This is a genomic window from uncultured Polaribacter sp., assembly GCF_947497695.1.
Lineage (GTDB): Bacteria > Bacteroidota > Bacteroidia > Flavobacteriales > Flavobacteriaceae > Polaribacter.
Genome location: NZ_CANMHM010000003.1, coordinates 43,047 through 64,892, shown reverse-complemented (window position 1 = coordinate 64,892; position 21,846 = coordinate 43,047). Strand labels below are relative to the sequence as shown.

Genomic DNA, 21,846 nt, shown 5'->3' with positions numbered 1-21,846 from the left:
CTATTTTCCTATTTTTAAAATTTCAAGATCAAATACTAAATCTGATTTTGCTGGGAAAGGCCCATATGATTGTTCTCCATATCCTAAATAATAAGGAATAAAAAGTCTTTTTTTATCACCAACTCTCATCTCTAAAAGAGCTTCATTAACACCAGCAATCATTGGTTGTTTATCTAATATAAACACTAATGGTTTTGAGGTATTGTCTGTAGATTGAATTAGTTTTCCTGACGCTAAAGAAATGCTATAATTGATGGTTGTAGAAATTGCTCTGTTAAATTTTTTACCATTTCCTTCTTTCAATGTTAAAATTTTTAGGCCAGAATTGGTTTTTATAGCTTTTTCAATACCTTGATCTTTTAAAAAAGCCTTTTTTATACTTTCTAACTTTTTAGCATACTCCTTTTTCTTTTGCTCTGCCCCCTTAATTTCTGATATAAAAACAGTTGGAGCATCAAAATTTTTGGCAGTTTTACCAATTCTAATAATATCTACCTTTCTAATGGTATCATTTTTTTGAATGCTATCTACAATTTCTAATCCTTTGGTTACTTTACCAAAAATAGAGTGTTTTCTATCTAACCAAGGTGTTGCTTTATGGGTAATAAAAAACTGACTAGAGTTTGTTTTTGGACCAGAATTAGCCATTGATAAAATACCTTTATCATCATGCTTATAAACTAAGCCACCAAGAGAATCTAAAGGAAACTCGTCTGCAAATTGATATCCTGCATTTCCTCTTCCTGTTCCTGTAGGATCACCTGTTTGAATCATAAAACTGGGAACAACTCTATGAAAAAGAATACCATTAAAAAAAGGTTTGCCCTTTAAAGAACCTGCTACTTTAGGATGATTACCTTCTGCTAAAGAAACAAAGTTAGCCACTGTTAAAGGTGCTTTTTGTGCATGTAAGGTTACCAAAATGTCTCCAACATTGGTTTGTACATCAGCATAAATACCATCTTGTAAATCTTTATATTTAGCAGATTTACAAGATGTTATTGTAATAGCCAGAAATAATAAATATTTTAGACCTATCATTAAATATAATTATTTAACTTCTAACAATTCTACTTCAAAAATTAATGTAGAAAATGGCTTAATATCTGCTCCTTTATTTTGTGCTCCATAAGCTAAATCTTGTGGAATAAAGAATTTATATTTAGAACCAACATTCATTAACTGTACACCTTCTGTCCAACCTTTTATTACTTGGTTTAAACCAAATTCAGCAGGTGTTCCTCTATCTACAGAGCTATCAAAAACTTTACCTTCTAAATTAGTACCATGATAATGTACTTTAACTTTAGCTGTTGGACCAGCAGGTTTTTTACCTTTTCCTTCTTTTAAAACAATGTATTGCAAACCACTAGCTGTAGTTACAACGCCATCTTTAGATTTATTTGCTGCTAAGAAATCTTCACCTGCTTTTTTATTTTCTCCAAAATTAGCTTCAGCCTCTTTAGCTTGTTTTTCTTGCTGCTCTTTCATTTGCTCAGCTTGTTTTTTTTGAAAATAAGGGCTAATTACTTGCTGAATATCTTTAATCTCTATTAATAAATTAGTAGAATCTAACCCATTTCTAATTGCTTGTAAAAGCACTGCTTCATTTACTTCTTTAAAACCACTTTTTAATTGGCTAGACATTGTTAAACCAATAGCATAACTCACAGAATCTATTTCTGTTTCTAAAGTTTTTACTTCTTTTACTTGGTTTCCACAAGAAAACATTGATGCAACAACTGCAACTACTAATACACTTTTAATTACTTTCATTTTTACTTAATTATTTATATTGATTAATGTTACTGTACTTTTAATTGATTGATTAATTCCTATTTTTTTTCCATCGCCAGAAATACCAAAAGCATTGTAAGATGGAATTACAAATGTAATGGTTTCTCCTATTTTCATCAACTTTATTCCACTTTGTAAGCCAGAAATAAAATCTTCTTTATCTACACTCATTTTTTTAATCCCTAAAGAATCCTTACTATAAATTACAGCACCCTGTAAATCAGTTATATTGTATTGAAAAGTAACAACATCTCCTTCTTTTGGCGTTATTGTACTCTCTTCATTTTTGTTGATATAGGTATACCAAAATCCATTGGGAGATACTTGATAAGTATTGGTAGAGTCTGCCTTAATAAGTGCTAAAATATAATCTTCTTCAATTTTATTTAATCTTTTAGATTGTTTAATTGTTTCTTTTAAAATTGTAGTTGATTTCTTAGGATTGATGGGTTTTCTTGGGGTTACTTCATAACATCCAATCAACAATATACCTATAAAAAATAAAATGCTAATTCTCATAAGATGTTTCTAATACTGTTTGATATTGTGGTAATAAGCTAACAAAATTTGTAACTGTTTTTGCCAAAGAAATATTAGATTTTCCTCCTGCAGCATTATCATGTCCTCCTCCATTAAAGTGATTTCTAGCAAATTTATTTACAGAAAAAGTACCTTTAGACCTAAAAGAAATTTTTATAATTCCTTGTTCACTATCTTCAATAAAAATTGCGGCTAAAATAATTCCTTTTAAAGAAAGTGCATAATTTACAATGCCCTCAGTATCTCCCTTTTGAAAATCGAAACGTTTTTTTTCTTCGGATGTTAAAGTGATGTAAGCTGTATTATAACTTGGTAATATCTGCAAATTACTTAGTGCTTGCCCTAATAATAATAATCTATTGTAAGAATTGGCATCATAAACATTGTTATGAATTTTATCATTCTGTGCACCTTTATCAATTAAATTTGCAATAATTCTGTGGGTTGTACTTGTAGTTGCTCTAAAACGAAAAGAACCAGTATCTGTCATAATACCTGTATATAAACAAGTTGCAATAGCTGCATCAATTAAATCTAAATCGTTATTCATTTCTATAAATTGATATACCATTTGGCAAGTAGAGCAAATAGTAACATCAGAATACATATATTTTACATCATCTGGTTGTTGATGATGATCGATCATTGCAAAATCATTTGGATATTTTTCTAGTGTATTTTGCATATCATCTCCTACTCTATGCAATGCATTAAAGTCTAAAAGAAAAATAATTTCAGAAGCATTAATTGCTTTTTGAGATTGAGTGTTTTGCCAATCAAAACGATAAGTGGTTTCAGAACCTGGCAACCAATGTAAAAATGCAGGGTATTCATTAGGTACAACTACTGTTGCACTATGCCCTTTTTTATCTAAATAGTGTTTTAAAGCCAATGTAGCACCCATAGCATCTCCATCTGGGTTTCTATGCCCAACAACAACTATGTTTCTTGGTTTTTCCAAAAAGTTATTTAACGCTGTAAAACCTTTTAAAATCATAAGATGCGAATATACACTTTTATTAAAAATTTTGTTTAATTTCGCCGCGAATTTGTGATTACTTTCACAAAAACTAAAAGAAAATAAAAAAGTAACAAAATGGCAACAAATAGAACATTTACAATGCTAAAACCAGATGCAGTAGAAAACGGACATACTGGTGCAATTTTAGAAAAAATAAATGCTGCAGGATTTAGAATTGTAGCTTTAAAGAAAACACAAATGACAAAAGCAGATGCAGAAACTTTTTATGCTGTGCATAATGAGCGTCCGTTTTTTGGAGAATTAGTGGAGTTTATGACACGTGGACCAATTGTAGCTGCCATTTTAGAAAAAGAAAATGCTGTAGAAGATTTTAGAACTTTAATTGGTGCTACAAACCCAGCTGATGCTGCAGAAGGAACGATTAGAAAATTATACGCAACTTCTATGGGAGAAAATGCTGTACATGGTTCTGATTCTGATGAAAATGCAGCAATTGAAGGAAATTTTCACTTTTCTGGAAGAGAGCAGTTTTAAGATATTTTAAAACTTTTAACTAAATAAATCTTAAAAAAACTTGTAAGGAAACTTATAAGTTTTTTTTATATTAGTTATGAATATTGAAATTAATACATCAGTAATTTTTAAAAATAATATTATTTTTAGTTTACATAATCTAGAACTCGTAAGAAAAAAACTTACGAGTTTTTTTTGATTAATTTTAACTTTATTCTTTAACTATTTTCTAAACAATAAATTATAAATTCGCTTTTATAAATTATTTGGATGAAAGAATAAAATCACAAATAGAATAATCAATCATACTTGAAATTAATTACCCTATTTATACTATTTATTTCTGTACCAGTTACTGCTCAGAATTTAATTAAAAACCCAAGTTTCGAAACTACAAAAACCTGTGTAGAAGAAGCCAGTACTTTTAATAAAAATGTACGTAATTGGTCTATTCCTTCCTTAGGAACTACAGATTTATTTAATGCTTGTAGTACTAATGGAGAAACAGGAATTCCTATTAATTTTAACGGATATCAAGAAGCAAAATCTGGCGATAATTATGCTGGTATTTTTTTCTATGCACCAAAAGATTATAGAGAATACATACAGGGTTCTTTTAAAAATCCTTTAAAAAAAGGAAAAGCATATACCATTTCATTTTATATCAATTTAGCAGATAAATCTAATTTTGCACTAGAAAAAATTAGTTTTATGCTCACTCAAAAAATGATTATTTTCCCTTATTGGACACCTATAATGCCTAATAAAATAAAAAATCAACTAACAGATAGTTTTTCTATGAATGATATTGTGAACAGCAATACTTTTGATGATAAAAATAACTGGACGCTAATTTCTAAACAAATTATAGCAAAAGGAGGAGAAAATTACATTACAATTGGTAACTTTAAAAATAATGTTGATACCAAATTAAAAAAAGTTTTAGGAGCAAAAAAAAGAGACATCTGCTATTATTATATTGATATGGTTTCTGTATCACAAAACAACCAAACTATTAATATTGATGATACAAACGAATCAGAAATAATAACTAAAAATAATATTGAACTAAATAAAAAAGTTGCTTTTCAAAATATAAATTTTGAGTTTAACAGTTTTAACCTCTCTGAAATTGCAAAAAAAGAGATTACTATTATTTATGATTATTTAAGTGCAAATAAAAATACTAAAGTTGCTATTTTAGGACATACTGATGCTTTAGGAAACGATAGCTACAATAAAATTCTCTCTGAAAAAAGAGCAAAATCTGTAGTAACTTATTTGATAAAATCTGGAATAGATAAAAACAGAATTCAATCTTTTGGATTTGGAAATTCACAACCTTTATCAACCAATAAAACAGATGAAGGGAGACAAATAAACAGAAGAGTAGAATTTGAAATACAACGTTTGGTAGATAAATAATGTCTCTAACACTCTCTTAAAACACATAAAGCTCTTTGATGAAGCGACTCAAGAAAAAAGACTTGTTAAAAATGCATCAAGTTTTATAATATTATTGAAGATTTTTTTTGATTTATTATAATCATCTAAACTAAAATCAATTTAGTAATCACCTCATCTCCAACTTCCTCATTCATCATTTTAATAATTTTATCTTTTCCGTAGCTTAATTCTTCACGTAAAACAGAAGAACTTAATTGAATGACCAGAGTTTTGTGTTGTAGTTTAATAGAAGTTGTATGTGTTGCAACACCTGGACCCATCATTTTTACCCATGTTTCTTCAACTTTTATTTTCTGCATTCCTTTACTCAAGTTATTCTCCTTGATAAAAGTTTTCATTAAATCTTCTATTGAAAAGGAATCATTTTCTCTTTTTGCCATTTTTATTGAATTGTTATTGCCAATCAAACTTTAAAATTGATTTAGCAATTTCATTATTATGAAACAAATTACTTTTTCATTAAATTTAAAAGCGAAAAATTGACACACTCAAAATATTTTCATCTAATTTACTAGAACTAAAACTTGTCATTTTAAACAAAAACTATCGCTATTTAAATCCTACAAATATTGTAAAATTTCTTGTCTTAAAAGTTCTTTTCATTCAAAAAAAATGTCTTTTTTATTTTCATCTATAAAAGCAAAGAAACCTTCTATTTTAGCATTCAATAACCTAAATATGTAAGGAGTCTTAAAAAGCTATTTGTTTTCAGAATGGTGTTCCTCTTTTTTTAATAACTCAGGAAACCTCTTTTTAAAACGATTTAAACGAGGAATAGAAACTGCTTTTACATACCCTTGGTTTGGATTTCTACGTTCAAAATCTTGATGATATGCTTCTGCTTTATAAAACGAGTCTAACTTTGTAACTTCAGTTACAATTTTTCCATCATAAACTTCTTTATTTAGTTTTATAATTGCAGCATTTATAATTTCTTTTTCAGCATCATTTGTATAAAAAGCAATAGATCTGTATTGAGAGCCATAATCTGGATGTTGGCCATTTTTTGTTGTAGGATCATGAGAACCAAAAAATACCGTTACCAAAGTTTTAAAAGATACAATTTTAGGATTGTAATATACTGCTACTGTTTCTGAATGGCCTGTTTTACCTGTTCCAATAGAATTGTAGGTAGGGTTTAAAGTATGTCCTCCTGCATAACCAGAAACAGCCTCTTCTACTCCACTTACACTTTCAAAGATAGCTTCTACACACCAAAAACAACCACTTGCAAAATAAGCTACTTTGGTATTTTCTTTAGCAATATATATTGCTTTTTGATTGGTTTGTTTTGTATCAGTAAAGCCAAAACAAGAAATTAATAATAATAAAAAACTTAAGGAAGTTAGTGACTTTACAATATTCATTTTAATTCTATTTTAGGTGTTCATAAAAAATTGCACCAAGAACAACCGTTAATATTCTCAGTACAATTTTAAAAACTTTAATTTAAACTACAACTATAGTCGTATTAAATTACAAGTATTTACAACATGTTTACAACTTTAGTGTTTTCTTAACAAACCTGCTTGTAAAAACTGGAATAGATACTTATTTTTGTACATCTAAATTATGCATTTATAATTTATAATGACTTTCTAAATGTAAGTTTGAGAGATTTTTCAATAAAAATGGAACTTCAAACTTGTTTAAAAAAGAATATCAACAAGACAAATTTTACTGTTTTTAATTGTAAAATTGACTAGAATTTAATTTGATGCATAAAATTTTATTTAATTAAATAGATTTCAATACATGGAGCATTTTATAGTTTCTGCACGTAAATACCGTCCTCAAAATTTTGTGGATGTTGTTGGGCAACAAGCCATTACAAACACGTTAGAAAAAGCTATAAAAAACAACCATTTAGCACAAGCTTTATTATTTACAGGTCCTAGAGGTGTTGGTAAAACTTCTTGTGCAAGAATCTTAGCAAAAAACATCAACCAACAAGATGCAGAAGTTGCTGCTGATGAAGATTTTGCTTTTAATATTTTTGAACTAGATGCTGCTTCTAACAACTCTGTTGATGATATTAGAAGCTTAACTGAGCAAGTTCGTATTCCTCCACAAACTGGTAAATACAAAGTATATATTATTGATGAGGTACACATGTTATCTCAAGCAGCTTTTAATGCTTTTTTAAAGACTTTAGAAGAACCTCCTGCACATGCAATTTTTATTTTAGCCACCACAGAAAAACATAAAATAATCCCTACAATTTTATCTCGTTGTCAAATTTTCGATTTTAAAAGAATTGGTGTTTTAGATGCTAAAAATTACCTAAAAGTAATTTGTGAAAAAGAAAATATTACAGCAGAAGATGATGCTTTACATATTATTGCTCAAAAAGCAGATGGTGCAATGCGTGATGCTTTGTCTATTTTTGATAGAGTGGTTAGTTTTTCTGGAAATAACTTAACTAGAGAAGCTGTTACAGAAAATTTAAATGTATTAGATTACGATACGTATTTTAATATGACAAACTTGATGTTGACAAACAACATTCCGCAAGTTTTAAATGCCTTTAATGTTGTGTTAGCCAAAGGTTTTGAAGGACATCATTTTATAAACGGATTGGCCAGTCATTTTAGAGATTTATTAGTTGCCAAAGACAAAGCAACTTTAGAATTATTAGAAGTTGGAGACACTGCTAAAAAGAAATATTTGGAACAAGCTACAAAAGCAAGTATTCCTTTTTTAATGCAAGCTATCAAAAAAGCAAATGATTGTGATTTAAATTATAGAGCTAGTAAAAATCAGCGATTGCTGGTAGAATTAACCATTATGCAAATTGCCTCTATCACTTTTGATGGAGAAAAAAAAAAGCCAGCTAACTACATAATACCTGCTACATTTTTTCAAGCACTTTCCCCAGCTGTAAAAGAAATTGCAAAACCGATACTTAAAAAAGCGGTTGTTACAGAAAAGAAAGTTGTTGAACAACCAAAACCTAAATTAGCAACGCCAATTTTAAAGACTGCACAAAGACGTCCTTCTTCTTTATCGTTAAAAAGTATTCACGAAAAAAAAGTAGTTAAAAAAATAGACGAAGAAGAAAACTTTGACAACCACCCAAAAGATGTTTTTACAGAAGAAACATTACAAAAACTTTGGAAAGAGTATGTAGCTCTTTTAATTACAAAAGGAGAACGAAGTATGGCTTCTATTGTAGGAACAGATTTACCAAAACTAGGTAAAAACTTTGAAATTAGTTTTACTGTACCAAATAAGTTAATGGAAGATCAGTTTAAAAAAGGAAGATCTAAATTGATCAACTTTTTAAGAGAAAAATTGAATAATTTTGGTATTAAAATTTCGGTTATTTTAAATGAGACTGTAGAGAAAAAGTTTGCTTACACTCCACAAGAAAAATACAATAAAATGAAAGAAAAAAATCCACTTTTAGAAAAATTACGTCAAACTTTTGAGTTAGATATGTAAACTTTATACATTTTTACCTAAGTAAACCAACGTACAATTTTCTTTGGTTTCTTTTGAGTTTTCAAACTCAGGAATTAAATATATTTTATTGCCTTTTTTAATAAATAAAAGCACCGACTTTAGTTCATTAAATAATTTAGAAACTATGGTTTCATACTCTTCGTCAGATGAAACTTCTACTTCTGTAATCTTAGGATTATCTCTAAAAGCTTCACTTAAATTGATATAATCATCATTAGGTGATAAAAATCTATTTTTATTTTCTTCATGTAAATCCGAGTCTTTAATTTCGTTTGATGTTGCCAATCTGTAAGAACCTTGTTCTCCAAAAGATTTAGAAAAACTATCAACAGCATATTTATTTACAGTTTCACTACCTGTCATTGCAATTAAATAACCTACATCATTTAACTCAATATTATCAGATAAATCTTCACTATATATATCAATTCTAAAAGCCTCTAAACCAGATCTTAATGCCTTTCTAATAAAATCTTTACTTGAATCTATTAAAATAACTCTTTTACCATTATCTTTTAAATATTTAGCAATTAATCTTACAGGACTAGAAGCACCAACTATTAAAATTGCATCAGAACTTTTAAGAAAAACACCTACCATTTTAGCAAATAATCTAGCAGTAGTTGCATTGAATAAAACAGTTCCTAAAACAATCATAAAAACTAACGGGGTAATATATTCTGCTCCTTCAACACCTTGTTTTAATAATTTACTTCCAAAAAGTGAAGCAATTCCTGCAGCTACAATTCCACGAGGTCCCACCCAACTTATAAATAATTTTTCGTTTAGTTTTAATTTAGAATTGTAGGTACTTACAAAAACAGCCAAAGGTCTAATTATAAAAACAACGGTTGCAAAAAGTGCCGCTGTTTTCCATGTATATAACAATAATAAATCTTCTATATTTATGTTGGCTGCTAGTAGAATGAATAAAATTGAAATTAATAAAACGCTTAAAGATTCTTTAAAATACAACAGTTCTTTTATGTTATCTAATTTACCATTTCCTAAAACCATTCCCATTACAACTACAGCCAATAAACCAGATTCATGTGCAAACACCTCAGATTCTACAAAAACTAATAAAACAGTAGATAATGAAACTACATTTAACAAATAATGAGGAATCATTTTTTTATTTATTGCATAGGCCAAAGCATGTGCAAAGGTAAAACCGAATGTTGTACCAAATAAAAGAATTTTACCAAACTCAATTAAAGCTGTTTTAGTAAAACCACTTCCACCTCCAACACTAATAAATTCGAATACCAATACAGCTACTAATGCTCCAATTGGGTCTATTAAAATTCCTTCCCATTTTAAAACCGTAGAAATATCCTTTTTTAAAGGTATATTTCTTAAAATTGGTGTAATTACTGTAGGACCTGTAACAATGATTAATCCAGAGAATAGAAAAGAAAGGTCCCAACTTAAATTAAAAAAATGATGAGCTACAATTCCTGCTCCAAAAAAAGTAATGGCAGAACCTACTGTTATTAATTTTGTAATTACAGGTCCCACATTTCTAATTTCACTTCTTTTTAAGGTTAAACCGCCTTCAAAAAGTACAATACTTATGGCTAAAGAAACAAAGTAATACAAACTATCTCCAGGAAAAAGACCTTTTGTGCCATTCCAAATGGGTTCTATCCATTTAGAACCATCTTCACTTAAAAATTCTGATGCAATTGGCCCAACCAATAAACCAATTAATATTAAAGGTAAAATTGCAGGTATTTTAAACTTCCATGCTACCCATTGAGCCAATATTCCTAAAATAATTATTCCTGCTAATTCTATCATAAATCAAAATCTGGTTAAAAAGGTAAATTTAAGAATGTTTAACTATCATAAAAATAAAAACATCCTTTTTCTTTGCTTTAAAGTTACAGTATTGTGGCTATTACTTAATTTTTAAAGTACATTCTTGCAAAAAATACATAAAACTCTAATTGGTATTGCATTTTCCAAAATTTTAATTAAAGCTGATAGGCTTGCTAATATATTAGATAAAGAATTAATTAAAACTTGTTAGTTACAATAATTATGGTTGGTATCTTAACCACATTTATGTTTTATAACATATCTTATTATTTTTAAAAAACGCTTTAAAACAAATGTTTTAATGTTTAAAGAGGATGAAAAGTATTGTGTGAGTGTTAAAAAATTTTCTAGCTTTTTAAATTACACAAAGTTAAAGTCTAAATTAGATCAAATACCAGAAACTGAAGTTGCTATTATTAATTTTTCGTTGTGCTATTTTGTAGATCATTCTGTGATGGAAAACATAAGTAATTATACTTCTTTTAACAGAAAAAGTGATCATTTTGAAGTAGTTGGTTTAGATGATTCTAAATCTGGAAGTGAACATCCTTTTGCGTTGCGTAAAATACTTAACAAAAATGATTCCTAAAAAAAGAGTTTTATCCAAAAGACAAAAATCGATTCAACAAATCAGTAAAAAAATACACTGGCAATACAATGCTTTTTCTAAGCAAGAAATGGAGAAACTACCTGCTTTTGGTTATTTTTTAAAAAATATAAACAAAGTTTCTAACGTACTTTCTAATAAAAGTTGCACCATTTTTAATATCCGATTTTCTGAAAGAGCATTGATTGCAAAACAGGTTCTTAAAGCAACTATGATGTTTATTGAACCTAAAAAAAATATTCCTGATTTTACATTAGATAAAGAAGGCATTTTTGAATATATCTTAGATTTTGCTGGTTATAAAGATATTAATTTGAATAAACACCCAAATTTTAGCAAACGTTTTTACTTAGCTGAAAAAATGTAGAAAAAATTAGAGCATTTTTTACAGATAACTTAATTTTGTTTTTTAGAAAATAATAAACAATACCATATAGAAGCTAGTAATAATGAACTTTTAGTAATTGGTAAAGGACGCATAAAAGGCATTAAAGAAATTAAAGCCCTTGCCTATTTTGGCATGGAGTTACAAAAAACAATTTAAATAGTATGTTAGGATTACAATTTGAAACCGAAACTTCTTGGGCAGAAATAGCTAAAGATAACTTACAGCAAATACTTACAGATCATGCTTTTTTAGAACAAAAAGCAGCTTCTAATGCAGTTTCTATTATTATTAACTATTCTGAAGAAACAGAATTGGTAAAAGAAATGAGCAATATTGCTATTGAAGAAATGCAACATTTTAAAATGGTGCATTTACTAATGGTAAAAAGAGGCATGGTTTTAGGTCGAGAACAAAAAAATGATTACGCTATTCGTTTGCAAAAATTTTTTAAGAAAACTGGCGATAGAACAGACGCATTAATTCAGCGTTTATTAGTTGCAGCTTTAATTGAAGCAAGAAGTTGCGAGCGTTTTAAAGTGTTTTCTGAAAACATGGAAGATGAAGAATTGTCTAAATTCTATAATAATTTAATGATTTCTGAAGCAGGTCATTACACTACTTTTTTGCAATTTGCTCGTCAATATCAAGATAAAGAAATTGTGGATAAAAAATGGAATGCTTTGTTAGCTTTTGAGGCTGAATTGATGAAAGAACGTGGAAATTTGGCTAAGATTCATGGGTAAGACAATAGTCTTTTAACAATGAACAATTACCACAATTGATAACTGATAACTAAAATAAATGTTTAGCAAAGCAGAATCTGAACTATTACGTAAAGACTTTTGGACAAGTTTTGGAAAATCGTTTCCAAGAAAATGGCTCTTGTACAACACCAAAATAAAAGGTTTCTCTTTTAAATTTGTTGCCGAAAGAAAAAGTGCAATGGTTTGTTTAGATATTGAAAACCCTGATGAATTGGTAAATTTACTTTATTATGACCAAATGCTTTCTTTAAAAACGTTGTTAGAAAACGAACTTCCTGAAGTTATTTTTGATGATGAATTTTTATTAGAAAGTGGTAAGGTAATTCATAGAATTTATGTGCCTTTTGATGCAAAATTTAGTGTGTACAATAAAAATTCTTGGAGAGCTTGTTTTGAATTTTACATGGAAACCATGCCAAAATTTGAAGCTTTCTTTTACGAGTATGAAGATATAATTAAGAATATATAGTTATATTTTTTAAAGAACCATTTTTAATAAAAAGATAATTCCTATCTCTATTTTAATTGTTAATCAAAAGCAACTAAAAAGCTTCGCTAAAAGAAGCAAGACCTTATAGAACCTACTGATAAACAGATTTATTTTAAATTATAATTAGGTTTGTTATTATAAAATAGAACAAAAATTGAACTTTTACGTTTTTTATGCATATTTTAGAAAAAAAATAAATAATTATTTATGAGACACTTATTAAAACATACTATTTTATTTTTCCTTTTTGCGGCTACAATTTCTTGTAATTCTACTGATTCTATGGAAGAGGAGAATGAAAGCTCTATAACAAACTTACCCATAGAAAATGAAATTTTACAGTTGATAAACGACTACAGAACAGAGAAAAATTTAGCAGTACTTGAAAAATTAGATGCTATAAAAACACAAACGGACATTCATACAGATTATATGATTGAAAAAAATAAAATTTCTCATGATCTTTTTAGTGATAGATCTAGCTATTTAAAAACGAATGCAAATGCTAAAGCAGTTGCAGAAAATGTAGCAAATGGATATACAACTGCTAAAGCTTTAGTTGATGGATGGATTGGAAGTGATGGACATAGAAAAAATATAGAAGGAAATTTTACGCATTTTCATCTTACTGCCAAGCAAAACTCTAGCAACGTTTGGTATTATACAAACATTTTTGTTCGAAAATAGTCTGTTTTTTTTAAGGAAGTTGTGCTACATTAAAAAATGAGATATTAATAACTAAGCTCGCGTTAAGGATTGAAACGGCATACTTTTTGCTTTTTTAAGCAAAAAGATATAGTGGAAAGCCTGACCAAGCTTTTTTGCTTGGTAACGCCCAAATTGTTATTTACTTTAAAAATTGAATACTTAAAGGATAACTAGGTTCTTGATGATTGCTAACTCTCATGGCATTTATAATTGGGTAAATGATACTGATTAAGCCAATTACAATCATTCCTACAAAACCTAATCCTAGAAGGAGAATTAACGGCAAGCAGATTAATAAATAGATAAACATAGAAATTTTAAAGTTTAAAATTGCTTTTCCGTGAAAATCCATTCCTCTAATTTCATCCTTTTTTGTAAGCCATAATATTAATGGTACAATGATGCCTCCAAAACCTGTTACTAAATCTAATAATTGACTTAAATGTGTTAATACAAGTAGTTGTTTATCTTCTTTCATCATTGCTTTTTTTACTTAGTTATTAATTATACGATACAAATTTACTTATTTTGTTACATCTTTTTACTATTTCAACTTAATTAAGCTACGTATATTTGCAATATGATGAATAACGATACTATTATTGCATTGGCAACCCCTGCAGGCATTGGTGCAATTGCTGTAATTAGACTTTCTGGAGAAAATGCTATTGCCATTGTTGATGATTTTTTTAAATCTATTAAGAAAGGGAAATCTTTAAAAAACCAAAAAACACATACCATTCATTTAGGGCATATTGTTGATAAAAACACAATTATAGATGAAGTTCTAGTATCCGTTTTTAAAAACCCTAATTCTTATACAGGAGAAAATGTGGTAGAAATTTCTTGCCATGGTTCTAGCTTTATTCAGCAAGAAATAATCCAATTATTTTTACAAAATGGTTGCAGAATGGCAGATAATGGAGAGTTTACAATGCGTGCTTTTTTAAACGGAAAGATGGATTTATCTCAAGCAGAAGCTGTAGCAGATGTTATTGCATCTAATTCTGCTGCAAGTCATCAAATGGCAATACAGCAAATGCGTGGTGGAATTACAAACGAATTGAAAGAATTGCGTACACAATTATTAGATTTTGCTGCTTTAATTGAACTGGAATTAGATTTTTCTGGGGAAGATGTAGAATTTGCAGATAGAACAAAATTTAAGGAATTAGTGGCAAAAATTACATTTGTTTTAAAACGTTTAATTGACTCTTTTTCTTTTGGAAATGCGATGAAAAACGGAATTCCTGTTGCCATTATTGGAGAACCAAATGTGGGGAAATCTACTTTATTAAACACGTTGTTAAATGAAGAAAAAGCCATTGTTTCTGATATTGCAGGTACTACTAGAGATGCTATTGAAGATGAAATGATTATTGATGGTGTTGCCTTTAGATTTATAGACACTGCAGGAATTAGGGAAACCAAAGATATTGTTGAAAGTATTGGTATTAAAAAAGCCTATGAAAAAGCAGAAAATGCACAGTTGATCATTTTCTTGATAGATGCTAATAAGTACATTTATGCTAGTGAAGAATTTTTAGCTGAAATAGAAACTATTAAAACACGTTTTCCAAACAAACGTTTGTTAGTTATTGCGAATAAAATTGATACTTTATCTTGCCATGATACCTCTATTTTACAATCGGAAATTGAAAATTTAATTCTACTTTCTGCAAAAAACAAAACAGGTATTGAAGCGCTTAAAAACGAGTTAACCTCTTTAGTAAATATTGGTGCTCTAAGCAATAATGAAACTATTGTAACCAATTCACGTCATTTTGAGGCTTTAAACAATGCACTACAAGCCATTTCTTCTGTTAAAGAAGGGATCGATTTAGAAATTTCTACAGATTTATTTTCTATTGATATTCGTGAATGTTTGCGCCATTTAGGTGCAATTACAGGAGATTATGATGTGGACAAAGATATACTTGGGCATATTTTTGGGAACTTTTGTATTGGGAAGTAAATAAGTCAAACAAAGGAAACTAAAGTAAAACAAAGTACTTAAAATCAATATTTTATAACAAAACCTTTTGAAGTTATTTTCTTTTACTTTACTTTTATAGGAGATTTCTGGATGCCAGAATCCACCTCAAAACTTAATTTTTTACAGAGGTGTAATAAAATCCACCTTTAATGAAAATTACTTTAAAAAAGAAAAAACTCAACACAGGTAAATATAGTTTATTTATAGAATATTATAAAGGTACTATTGTTGACAATAATGGAAAATCTAAACACAATCGAGAATTTGAATATTTAAAAAAATATTTGATAATTGACCCTAAATCAAAAAAGGAAAAAGACAGTAACAAAGAAACTCTTGAACTAGCTGAAAAAATACTTTCAATAAGACAAGCTGATTACCACCAGGGTAAATATAAAATTCAGAATGGAAATAAAAGTAAACATAGTTTTCTTCAATTTTATAAATTGAAAAAAGAAGAACGCTATCAATCTGAAAAAAATTACGATAACTGGGAAGCTGCTGAAAAACACATTGAAAAATTCTGTTCTATAAACACAACTTTTGAAGACGTAAATATTGACTTTGTTAAGAATTTTCAAAAATTCCTACATACAAAAGCGGTTGCTAAATCAGGTTCTCCCCTAGCCCAAAATACAAAACATACATATTACAATAAATTTAAAGCTTGTTTAAATGCAGCTTTTGAAGAAGGATACCTCAATGAGAATATTGTAAGTAAAGTTAAAAGTATTCCTATGGGTGAAACTCATAGAGAATATTTATCTATTGATGAGCTACAAGCGCTATCAAAAACTGAATGTAAAATTCCTGTATTAAAATCCGCTTTTATATTCAGTTGTTTAAGTGGAATTCGTTGGTCTGATATAAATAAAATGATATGGAGTGAAATTAGAGACGAAGGAAAAGATGAAGACGGAAAAGACATTCATCGATTAGTTTTTTCTCAAAAGAAAACTAATGGAGTTGAATATTTATATCTATCTAAACAAGCCAGAGAATTATTAGGGGAAAGAAAAGATGAAAACGACAGAGTTTTTGTCAATCTACATTACAGCGCACAAATGAATTTGATTCTTTTACGTTGGTGCATGTTTGCTGGAATTACAAAGCATATAACTTTTCATTCTGCCCGTCACACAAATGCTGTATTGCTTTTAGAGAATGGAGCAGACATCTACACAGTATCTAAAAGACTGGGGCACAAGGAAATACGTACCACAGAAATTTACGCCAAGATCATTGATAAAAAAATGAAAGAAGCTGCAACCTTAATCCCTGAATTAAATATTTTATAATTATGAGAAGTGTAATTGGATATTTACTGCATTATACCTGGCTTAGAAATAAAAAAACAGCGTTTAATTGTTTAAGGTTTACTCCTTTTTTAATCTCTACACTTTTATTTATCTTAAATAATTATTTTATAATTAACTTACTTGTTGTCATAATGTCTATAATACTTTTCATAGTTATTAGTTTTAATAAAAGAAGTCTTTATAAAAACTTCCATTATGTTAAGTATATTAACTGCTCAAAAAGAGTTTTCAAATGGTTGCCAGAAGGAGAAAAAGAAATTTTTTATAGAACAATTATTAAAGCTATAAAGGATAGAGATATTTCTTTTAATAAAAAAAAATATCTAAAATTCAAAAAACTAGATAATTTAGAATTTAAAAATCAAATAGTTAGTGATTTAAGCTTTGAAACTTTTGTTGAAATAATAGAGGAATTAAAAAACAATACATGGATTAGGGATGTTTTCTCGTACAAGAAAGTATTTATTCAATTTATGGCAATTTTAGATTCTCAATTAAATATATATTCAAAAAAGATAGAATTAATAAATTCAAAAGAAATATCGAAAGTATTTAACGATAACATCCAAATTACGAGCTCAAAAATAGATTTAAATCAAACTAAATTAAAAAAGGAATTAGGTCGAATTATTAAATGCTCTGACCTAAAGCATAAAAAACTAAATACCAAACAAAGAAATCATTTATTTAACTTATTTAAAAATTGGTTTAATAATTCTGATGAAGAAATATATAAAATAATTGATCTAAATACAGAAAGTCTTAAAAATTCAGAATTAATTTGCAACACACCAAATAAAGAGTTTAATTTTTTGTTACTTTTTTTAATTAACGAAAAAATTTATGATATAATAAAGGTTAAAAAATTCATAAACACAATTAAAATTAAATCTTACAGTAGTAATAATTTATTTAAACCAGATAACTTTCCAAAACATAAAAATCAATATTCTGATAATTGGAATCAAAAAGAAAACAACTTTATCAGTTTAATTGAAAAACGAAACAAAAATAGAAAAACAACGCAACAATTTGTTAATCATTTTTACTCCTCTAAAACCCCTTAATTTAAAGAAAGTTTAAAAATGATTTACAATCATTTTATCATTATTTAAAACAGCCCTTTCTCTTACTCGTTTCTTTGACCTTAGAAAACGGAATCTAAAAACCGTTATTAAAATTAACTCTAATTTAAATCTAAGGAAAAAATGGTATCACCCGAACTAATTAATAGACTTGAACGAATAGAAAAACTTCTACTTTTTAAGAAAAAAGCTTTAACTCTTGAAGAAGCTTCTGAAGTTACTGGATACAAATCTAGTTATTTATATAAACTTACTAGCGCAAAAGAAATTCCTCATAGCAAGCCTAATGGAGGTAGTATTTTCTTTGACAGAGAAAAACTAGAATCTTGGATGCTTCAAAATGAAGTAAAATCTAAACAAGATATAGAATCTGAAGCACTCTCCTATACTCTTAAAAACAGAAAATCTTAGAGTGACCGCTCTAAGGTTTTTAAATATTTTCTTTTTCTTTAAAACAGTATTAATCAATACCGAATCTACAATACAAAGGTAGGTTTAAAGCTCTATTCGCAAAAATAGATTTCCAAAAACAAAAAAAATGAATAATGTTAGGAATAACATACGAAAGAATTTTACGATAGCTCCTAATGAATTAATTAATGATAATAATATTACTGACAGAGCCCGATTTTTATTCATTTACATGAGTTCTAAACCTCATGATTGGGTTTACTACAATCGTCAGCTTTCCAATGCCTTAAACTACTCAATTGACACTTTAAGGAAATATTTAAAAGAATTGATTGTTTCTGGTTGGATAATTAAAGAAAAACAGAAAAGAACATCTGGAAAATTTACCTCAAACACATACATATTAAATTCTGAACCAGTAATGATTTTACCGTGTCGGAAAAACACCGACACGGTAAATTTCTGTGACGGAAAAAACAAGACACTTAGTAATAAAGAATATACAAAGAAAGAAAATATAAAAAGAAAGAATTTAATTATTTAAAAAATTAAAAAATTTAAGAAAATCATGAGTATAAAATCTGTGCACAAAATTCTTCAAAATATGATTGTGGGAAAAAGAAAAAAAGTTGCGCAAAAAAAAGAAAAATTTATGACGACAAATCAATTAAAAGAACTTTTCAATAAAGAGGCAAAAAAGCATTATGCTATTAAAAGAAGATCTTTCGAAGTAGATGATAATAATAAACAATTTTTAAACGCTTTTTGTAAATACTTTGCCCAAGATTCTACTTTTGAAACAGAACATAATGGAGATTTAAATAAAGGCTTATTTGTTTTTGGAAATAATGGTACAGGCAAAACTTCAAGTTTTAAAATTATTCAGAATATATCAAAACTTTATGCTATTAAACAATTATGGGTACCAATGATTTCTACTCAAAATGTAATTCAACAATTCAATCTTTCAGAAAGCAATAAAAAGGATTATATCATTAAATACTATGCTAAAGGCACATATTTATTTGATGATTTAGGGTCTGAAAAAGAAGCTTCAAACTATGGGAAAGAAGATATTTTTATAAGGATTTTAGAACATAGGTATAATGAATTTATAAGCAAAGGAACAAGAACTTTTATAACTTCAAACTTAAACTTTGAAGAAATAAAAGAAAGGTACGGTGTAAGAGTTTACGATCGTTTTTATCAAATGTTTAATCAAATTAAACTTGATGGAGAAAGCAGAAGGTTATAAAATATTCGAGGTGAAATTCATTCTTAATAAGCAATTTTATTTGCGTACTGAAATGTGTTAAGAAATTAAGCGAGTAGCACAGGGGTTATGTTGCACTTCACCCCTATTTACCACTCGCCCTACGGGGTTTAAAACACTGATATTATTGACTTTAGGTCAATAACAAAGAATATAACATTTTATAATAGAATTATAAAAAAACAATCAACACACTGATTATCAGTAACAAAAAATATAAATATGAAGAAAAAAAGCATCTTAATAAAGGAATTTCATCATAAAGAATTGGTGAAAATTTCTAAAACTTTTGGATCACAATATGGTGATTTAATTGAATCTATGATTCTTTATTTTAAGAAAACAGGTATTAACCCTATAGAAGCAATTAATGAAAACCCTGCTGCTATGGTAAAGGTTTTAGATAAGCGAATTGTATCGTTTTTAAAAGTACAAGAACGAGATATTTTAAAGCCATTAAGAAATGAAGTTTATCAGTATTCAAGCGAACAAAAAGAACAATTTTTAAATCTATCAAAATGGGTAAAAGATGCTGTAATAAAAATAAATGACTTTGATAGTAATAGAACAAAAAGCTTTACAAAAGAGCTAAGTAAACTTAAAGAAGAGTTAAATAAAGTTGAAAGAAAAATATACAAACAACAAGAAGCTTTTATCGAAATAGCTCAATTAATAGATACTAAAAACAAGTCAGGAATAAAAGGAACTCTTAAATCTCTTTTTGAATAATGCCAATTAGTAAACCACACAGTACACTTGGCGCTAAAAATACTTCTAGTTGTAGTGATCTAGCTATGTATCTAGAAAAAGAAAACAATGATTTAGATAAGCTTTTACAAAAGACGAATTCAATTGATAAAAAAAGAGAAATTGAAAGTAGAAAGCAATTCTTTTTTTCACATTCAAAAAATAACATTAGTACTAACCAAGTCATTTCTACTATAGATAGTAATATTAAGAAATTAGGCAAAAAGGATGCTAAATATTTTGCACCAACAATCAGTTTTAGTCTACAAGAACTAAAGCACATTATACAATCGGTCACAGACAAAAAAGAAGTTAAAAATGTCTGGGAACTAAATATTAAAGAGTATGAATTGTTTAATGACAAAATTAAGGAATACACAAAGTTGATAATGACAAATTATGCAAAGAACTTTAATAGAGAAAACAAAGGATTAAAATCTGGAAACGACTTGGTTTATTTTGCCAAGATTGAACATTTTAGAAAGTTTAAAGGAACAGATGATGAAGTTATAAAGGGTATTTATAAAGCAGGAAATTTAAAACCAGGAATTAATTCTCACGTGCATTTAATTGTCAGTAGAAAAGACAAAAATCAAAGACTAAAATTAACACCTACAACCAAAGAGCGTTCTACAACAAGAACTATTGGAGGAAACACGTATCATGTTGGTTTTGATAGAATGAAATGGATTAACATGAATGAAAAAAGTTTTGACGATTTTTTTCAATATAAACGAAAAGAACGAGAGAAATTTATCAATCAATATATTTTAAAAAATGGTTCTCCGAAAGAGAAATCAGCACTTTTAAAAGAAATAGAAACAAAAGAACAATCAATCGAAAATACTCAAAATTATGTCAAAAATAATACTCGTAACACATCAAAAAGGTGGCGTTGGTAAAAGTACACTTACTTTTAATCTTGCTCAAAATATTTCAAGTAGCGCAAAAGTGGCTGTTTTAGATTTTGATTTACAAGGAAGTTTATCACAGTTAAAGGAATTAGTTACAGATTTTGAGATTATTCCTTTTAAACGTGATATAGATGATATTCAAAAATTAGACTATGATTTTATCTTTATTGACACACCTCCTTACCTATCCAATCACTTACCAAAATTGATTGCAATAGCAGATTTAATTATTGTACCAACTAAAGCAGGAATCTTAGATCTATTAGCTATAAAAGGAACTTTAGAACTTATAGAAGATGCAAATAAAGCAGCAGATACATTGGTTGTGTTTAATATGATAAAAGCCAACACCACTTTAACCATAGATATCTTAATTGGATTGGAAGAATACAATGTAAAAATAGCAAATACACATATAAGTGATTTAGTTGCTTTTACAAGATCTGTTTTAGTTAAAGGAGTTAAAAATGATAAAAATGCTCAAAAACAATTAGACAACCTGACTAAAGAAATATTAACAAAATTGATATAAATATAGATTTCTACATCTCTATAA

25 protein-coding genes are annotated in these 21,846 nt (G+C 28.0%); 17 read left to right on the top strand and 8 right to left on the bottom strand.

The features are described from left to right. From Q0731_RS04605 to Q0731_RS04590, 4 genes are read right to left on the bottom strand one after another with little or no spacing between them, the layout of a single operon-like run. A complete protein-coding gene (locus Q0731_RS04605) occupies nt 1-1,041 on the bottom strand; it encodes a peptidylprolyl isomerase (protein ID WP_299060535.1) in 1,041 nt (346 codons plus the stop codon). Between the two features lie 9 nt (nt 1,042-1,050). After that, on the bottom strand, nt 1,051-1,776 hold the full coding sequence (locus Q0731_RS04600) for an FKBP-type peptidyl-prolyl cis-trans isomerase (protein WP_299060533.1): 726 nt from the start codon (nt 1,774-1,776) through the stop codon (nt 1,051-1,053). Nucleotides 1,777-1,782: 6 nt separating this feature from the next. Further along, complete coding sequence (gene gldI, locus Q0731_RS04595) at nt 1,783-2,316, bottom strand: gliding motility-associated peptidyl-prolyl isomerase GldI (protein WP_299060531.1); 534 nt, start codon at nt 2,314-2,316, stop codon at nt 1,783-1,785. Next, the gene (locus Q0731_RS04590) at nt 2,306-3,334 is read right to left on the bottom strand and encodes a bifunctional oligoribonuclease/PAP phosphatase NrnA (protein ID WP_299060528.1); all 1,029 of its coding nucleotides are present in this window, start codon (nt 3,332-3,334) and stop codon (nt 2,306-2,308) included. The genes gldI and Q0731_RS04590 overlap by 11 nt, the downstream gene beginning before the upstream one ends. A gap of 99 nt (nt 3,335-3,433) precedes the next feature. On the opposite strand from Q0731_RS04590, the gene Q0731_RS04585 reads away from it, so the two are divergent. Both Q0731_RS04585 and Q0731_RS04580 read left to right on the top strand, forming a co-directional pair. After that, the gene (locus tag Q0731_RS04585; protein ID WP_299060525.1) at nt 3,434-3,853 is read left to right on the top strand and encodes a nucleoside-diphosphate kinase; all 420 of its coding nucleotides are present in this window, start codon (nt 3,434-3,436) and stop codon (nt 3,851-3,853) included. 288 nt (nt 3,854-4,141) lie between these two features. Beyond that, nucleotides 4,142-5,257, top strand: coding sequence for an OmpA family protein (locus Q0731_RS04580; protein ID WP_299060522.1), 1,116 nt, complete (start codon nt 4,142-4,144; stop codon nt 5,255-5,257). Nucleotides 5,258-5,382: 125 nt separating this feature from the next. Here the strand turns inward: Q0731_RS04580 and Q0731_RS04575 are convergent, their stop codons facing one another. Both Q0731_RS04575 and msrA read right to left on the bottom strand, forming a co-directional pair. Continuing rightward, on the bottom strand, nt 5,383-5,679 hold the full coding sequence (locus Q0731_RS04575; RefSeq protein ID WP_299060519.1) for a DUF721 domain-containing protein: 297 nt from the start codon (nt 5,677-5,679) through the stop codon (nt 5,383-5,385). Between the two features lie 318 nt (nt 5,680-5,997). Beyond that, complete coding sequence (gene msrA, locus Q0731_RS04570; protein ID WP_299060516.1) at nt 5,998-6,666, bottom strand: peptide-methionine (S)-S-oxide reductase MsrA; 669 nt, start codon at nt 6,664-6,666, stop codon at nt 5,998-6,000. A gap of 388 nt (nt 6,667-7,054) precedes the next feature. Here msrA and dnaX point away from each other — a divergent pair, with 388 nt between their 5' ends. Further along, on the top strand, nt 7,055-8,743 hold the full coding sequence (gene dnaX / locus Q0731_RS04565) for a DNA polymerase III subunit gamma/tau (protein WP_299060513.1): 1,689 nt from the start codon (nt 7,055-7,057) through the stop codon (nt 8,741-8,743). Between the two features lie 3 nt (nt 8,744-8,746). On the opposite strand, the gene Q0731_RS04560 is transcribed toward dnaX, so the two are convergent. Beyond that, nucleotides 8,747-10,567 (bottom strand): cation:proton antiporter, encoded by a 1,821-nt coding sequence (locus tag Q0731_RS04560; RefSeq protein ID WP_299060510.1) that lies wholly within the window; start codon nt 10,565-10,567, stop codon nt 8,747-8,749. 322 nt (nt 10,568-10,889) lie between these two features. Between Q0731_RS04560 and Q0731_RS04555 the strand changes: the two genes are divergently transcribed. The 5 genes from Q0731_RS04555 (at nt 10,890) to Q0731_RS04535 (ending at nt 13,524) form a co-directional block, all read left to right on the top strand. After that, nucleotides 10,890-11,177, top strand: coding sequence for a hypothetical protein (locus Q0731_RS04555; protein ID WP_299060507.1), 288 nt, complete (start codon nt 10,890-10,892; stop codon nt 11,175-11,177). Continuing rightward, complete coding sequence (locus Q0731_RS04550; protein ID WP_299060504.1) at nt 11,167-11,562, top strand: hypothetical protein; 396 nt, start codon at nt 11,167-11,169, stop codon at nt 11,560-11,562. The genes Q0731_RS04555 and Q0731_RS04550 overlap by 11 nt, the downstream gene beginning before the upstream one ends. A gap of 182 nt (nt 11,563-11,744) precedes the next feature. Beyond that, entirely contained in the window at nt 11,745-12,326 is a 582-nt protein-coding gene (locus Q0731_RS04545) for a tRNA-(ms[2]io[6]A)-hydroxylase (protein ID WP_299060501.1), read from the top strand. 58 nt (nt 12,327-12,384) lie between these two features. After that, a complete protein-coding gene (locus Q0731_RS04540; RefSeq protein WP_299060498.1) occupies nt 12,385-12,816 on the top strand; it encodes a DUF4268 domain-containing protein in 432 nt (143 codons plus the stop codon). A 228-nt stretch (nt 12,817-13,044) separates the two neighbouring features. Then, a complete protein-coding gene (locus Q0731_RS04535) occupies nt 13,045-13,524 on the top strand; it encodes a CAP domain-containing protein (RefSeq protein ID WP_299060495.1) in 480 nt (159 codons plus the stop codon). A 160-nt stretch (nt 13,525-13,684) separates the two neighbouring features. Here Q0731_RS04535 and Q0731_RS04530 read toward each other — a convergent pair whose 3' ends face one another. Beyond that, nucleotides 13,685-14,023, bottom strand: a complete 339-nt coding sequence (locus tag Q0731_RS04530; RefSeq protein ID WP_299060492.1) for a DUF4870 domain-containing protein — start codon at nt 14,021-14,023, stop codon at nt 13,685-13,687. 102 nt (nt 14,024-14,125) lie between these two features. On the opposite strand from Q0731_RS04530, the gene mnmE reads away from it, so the two are divergent. The 9 genes from mnmE to Q0731_RS04485 all read left to right on the top strand — a co-directional run bounded on the left by mnmE (nt 14,126) and on the right by Q0731_RS04485 (nt 21,822). Then, nucleotides 14,126-15,520: a tRNA uridine-5-carboxymethylaminomethyl(34) synthesis GTPase MnmE gene (mnmE, locus tag Q0731_RS04525; RefSeq protein WP_299060489.1), complete on the top strand. Its 1,395-nt coding sequence runs from the start codon at nt 14,126-14,128 to the stop codon at nt 15,518-15,520. 170 nt (nt 15,521-15,690) lie between these two features. Beyond that, nucleotides 15,691-16,839, top strand: a complete 1,149-nt coding sequence (locus Q0731_RS04520) for a site-specific integrase (RefSeq protein ID WP_158837793.1) — start codon at nt 15,691-15,693, stop codon at nt 16,837-16,839. A 257-nt stretch (nt 16,840-17,096) separates the two neighbouring features. Continuing rightward, entirely contained in the window at nt 17,097-17,927 is an 831-nt protein-coding gene (locus tag Q0731_RS04515) for a hypothetical protein (protein WP_299060480.1), read from the top strand. 141 nt (nt 17,928-18,068) lie between these two features. Beyond that, nucleotides 18,069-18,356, top strand: a complete 288-nt coding sequence (locus Q0731_RS04510; RefSeq protein ID WP_299060477.1) for a helix-turn-helix domain-containing protein — start codon at nt 18,069-18,071, stop codon at nt 18,354-18,356. 127 nt (nt 18,357-18,483) lie between these two features. Then, nucleotides 18,484-18,900: a helix-turn-helix domain-containing protein gene (locus Q0731_RS04505; RefSeq protein ID WP_299060474.1), complete on the top strand. Its 417-nt coding sequence runs from the start codon at nt 18,484-18,486 to the stop codon at nt 18,898-18,900. A 108-nt stretch (nt 18,901-19,008) separates the two neighbouring features. Then, on the top strand, nt 19,009-19,611 hold the full coding sequence (locus Q0731_RS04500) for a hypothetical protein (RefSeq protein ID WP_299060471.1): 603 nt from the start codon (nt 19,009-19,011) through the stop codon (nt 19,609-19,611). 240 nt (nt 19,612-19,851) lie between these two features. Then, nucleotides 19,852-20,358 (top strand): BfmA/BtgA family mobilization protein, encoded by a 507-nt coding sequence (locus Q0731_RS04495; RefSeq protein ID WP_299060469.1) that lies wholly within the window; start codon nt 19,852-19,854, stop codon nt 20,356-20,358. Further along, a complete protein-coding gene (locus Q0731_RS04490; RefSeq protein WP_299060467.1) occupies nt 20,358-21,278 on the top strand; it encodes a DUF5712 family protein in 921 nt (306 codons plus the stop codon). The genes Q0731_RS04495 and Q0731_RS04490 overlap by 1 nt, the downstream gene beginning before the upstream one ends. Further along, nucleotides 21,232-21,822, top strand: a complete 591-nt coding sequence (locus Q0731_RS04485; RefSeq protein WP_299060465.1) for a ParA family protein — start codon at nt 21,232-21,234, stop codon at nt 21,820-21,822. Before Q0731_RS04490 ends, Q0731_RS04485 begins: the two co-directional genes overlap by 47 nt. The last annotated feature ends 24 nt before the right edge of the window (nt 21,823-21,846 follow it).

Bases quoted from the DNA above. Each gene is read 5' to 3' on its own strand.
- Q0731_RS04545 (WP_299060501.1), top strand. From the start codon at position 11,745: ATGTTAGGATTACAATTTGAAACCGAAACTTCTTGGGCAGAAATAGCT.
- Q0731_RS04495 (WP_299060469.1), top strand. From the start codon at position 19,852: ATGAAGAAAAAAAGCATCTTAATAAAGGAATTTCATCATAAAGAATTG.
- Q0731_RS04505 (WP_299060474.1), top strand. From the start codon at position 18,484: ATGAATAATGTTAGGAATAACATACGAAAGAATTTTACGATAGCTCCT.
- Q0731_RS04590 (WP_299060528.1), bottom strand. From the start codon at position 3,334: ATGATTTTAAAAGGTTTTACAGCGTTAAATAACTTTTTGGAAAAACCA.
- gldI (WP_299060531.1), bottom strand. From the start codon at position 2,316: ATGAGAATTAGCATTTTATTTTTTATAGGTATATTGTTGATTGGATGT.
- Q0731_RS04600 (WP_299060533.1), bottom strand. From the start codon at position 1,776: ATGAAAGTAATTAAAAGTGTATTAGTAGTTGCAGTTGTTGCATCAATG.
- Q0731_RS04490 (WP_299060467.1), top strand. From the start codon at position 20,358: ATGCCAATTAGTAAACCACACAGTACACTTGGCGCTAAAAATACTTCT.
- msrA (WP_299060516.1), bottom strand. From the start codon at position 6,666: ATGAATATTGTAAAGTCACTAACTTCCTTAAGTTTTTTATTATTATTA.
- Q0731_RS04540 (WP_299060498.1), top strand. From the start codon at position 12,385: ATGTTTAGCAAAGCAGAATCTGAACTATTACGTAAAGACTTTTGGACA.
- Q0731_RS04555 (WP_299060507.1), top strand. From the start codon at position 10,890: ATGTTTAAAGAGGATGAAAAGTATTGTGTGAGTGTTAAAAAATTTTCT.
- Q0731_RS04500 (WP_299060471.1), top strand. From the start codon at position 19,009: ATGACGACAAATCAATTAAAAGAACTTTTCAATAAAGAGGCAAAAAAG.
- Q0731_RS04585 (WP_299060525.1), top strand. From the start codon at position 3,434: ATGGCAACAAATAGAACATTTACAATGCTAAAACCAGATGCAGTAGAA.
- Q0731_RS04550 (WP_299060504.1), top strand. From the start codon at position 11,167: ATGATTCCTAAAAAAAGAGTTTTATCCAAAAGACAAAAATCGATTCAA.
- Q0731_RS04510 (WP_299060477.1), top strand. From the start codon at position 18,069: ATGGTATCACCCGAACTAATTAATAGACTTGAACGAATAGAAAAACTT.
- Q0731_RS04520 (WP_158837793.1), top strand. From the start codon at position 15,691: ATGAAAATTACTTTAAAAAAGAAAAAACTCAACACAGGTAAATATAGT.
- dnaX (WP_299060513.1), top strand. From the start codon at position 7,055: ATGGAGCATTTTATAGTTTCTGCACGTAAATACCGTCCTCAAAATTTT.
- Q0731_RS04535 (WP_299060495.1), top strand. From the start codon at position 13,045: ATGAGACACTTATTAAAACATACTATTTTATTTTTCCTTTTTGCGGCT.
- mnmE (WP_299060489.1), top strand. From the start codon at position 14,126: ATGATGAATAACGATACTATTATTGCATTGGCAACCCCTGCAGGCATT.
- Q0731_RS04560 (WP_299060510.1), bottom strand. From the start codon at position 10,567: ATGATAGAATTAGCAGGAATAATTATTTTAGGAATATTGGCTCAATGG.
- Q0731_RS04575 (WP_299060519.1), bottom strand. From the start codon at position 5,679: ATGGCAAAAAGAGAAAATGATTCCTTTTCAATAGAAGATTTAATGAAA.
- Q0731_RS04605 (WP_299060535.1), bottom strand. From the start codon at position 1,041: ATGATAGGTCTAAAATATTTATTATTTCTGGCTATTACAATAACATCT.
- Q0731_RS04485 (WP_299060465.1), top strand. From the start codon at position 21,232: ATGTCAAAAATAATACTCGTAACACATCAAAAAGGTGGCGTTGGTAAA.
- Q0731_RS04530 (WP_299060492.1), bottom strand. From the start codon at position 14,023: ATGAAAGAAGATAAACAACTACTTGTATTAACACATTTAAGTCAATTA.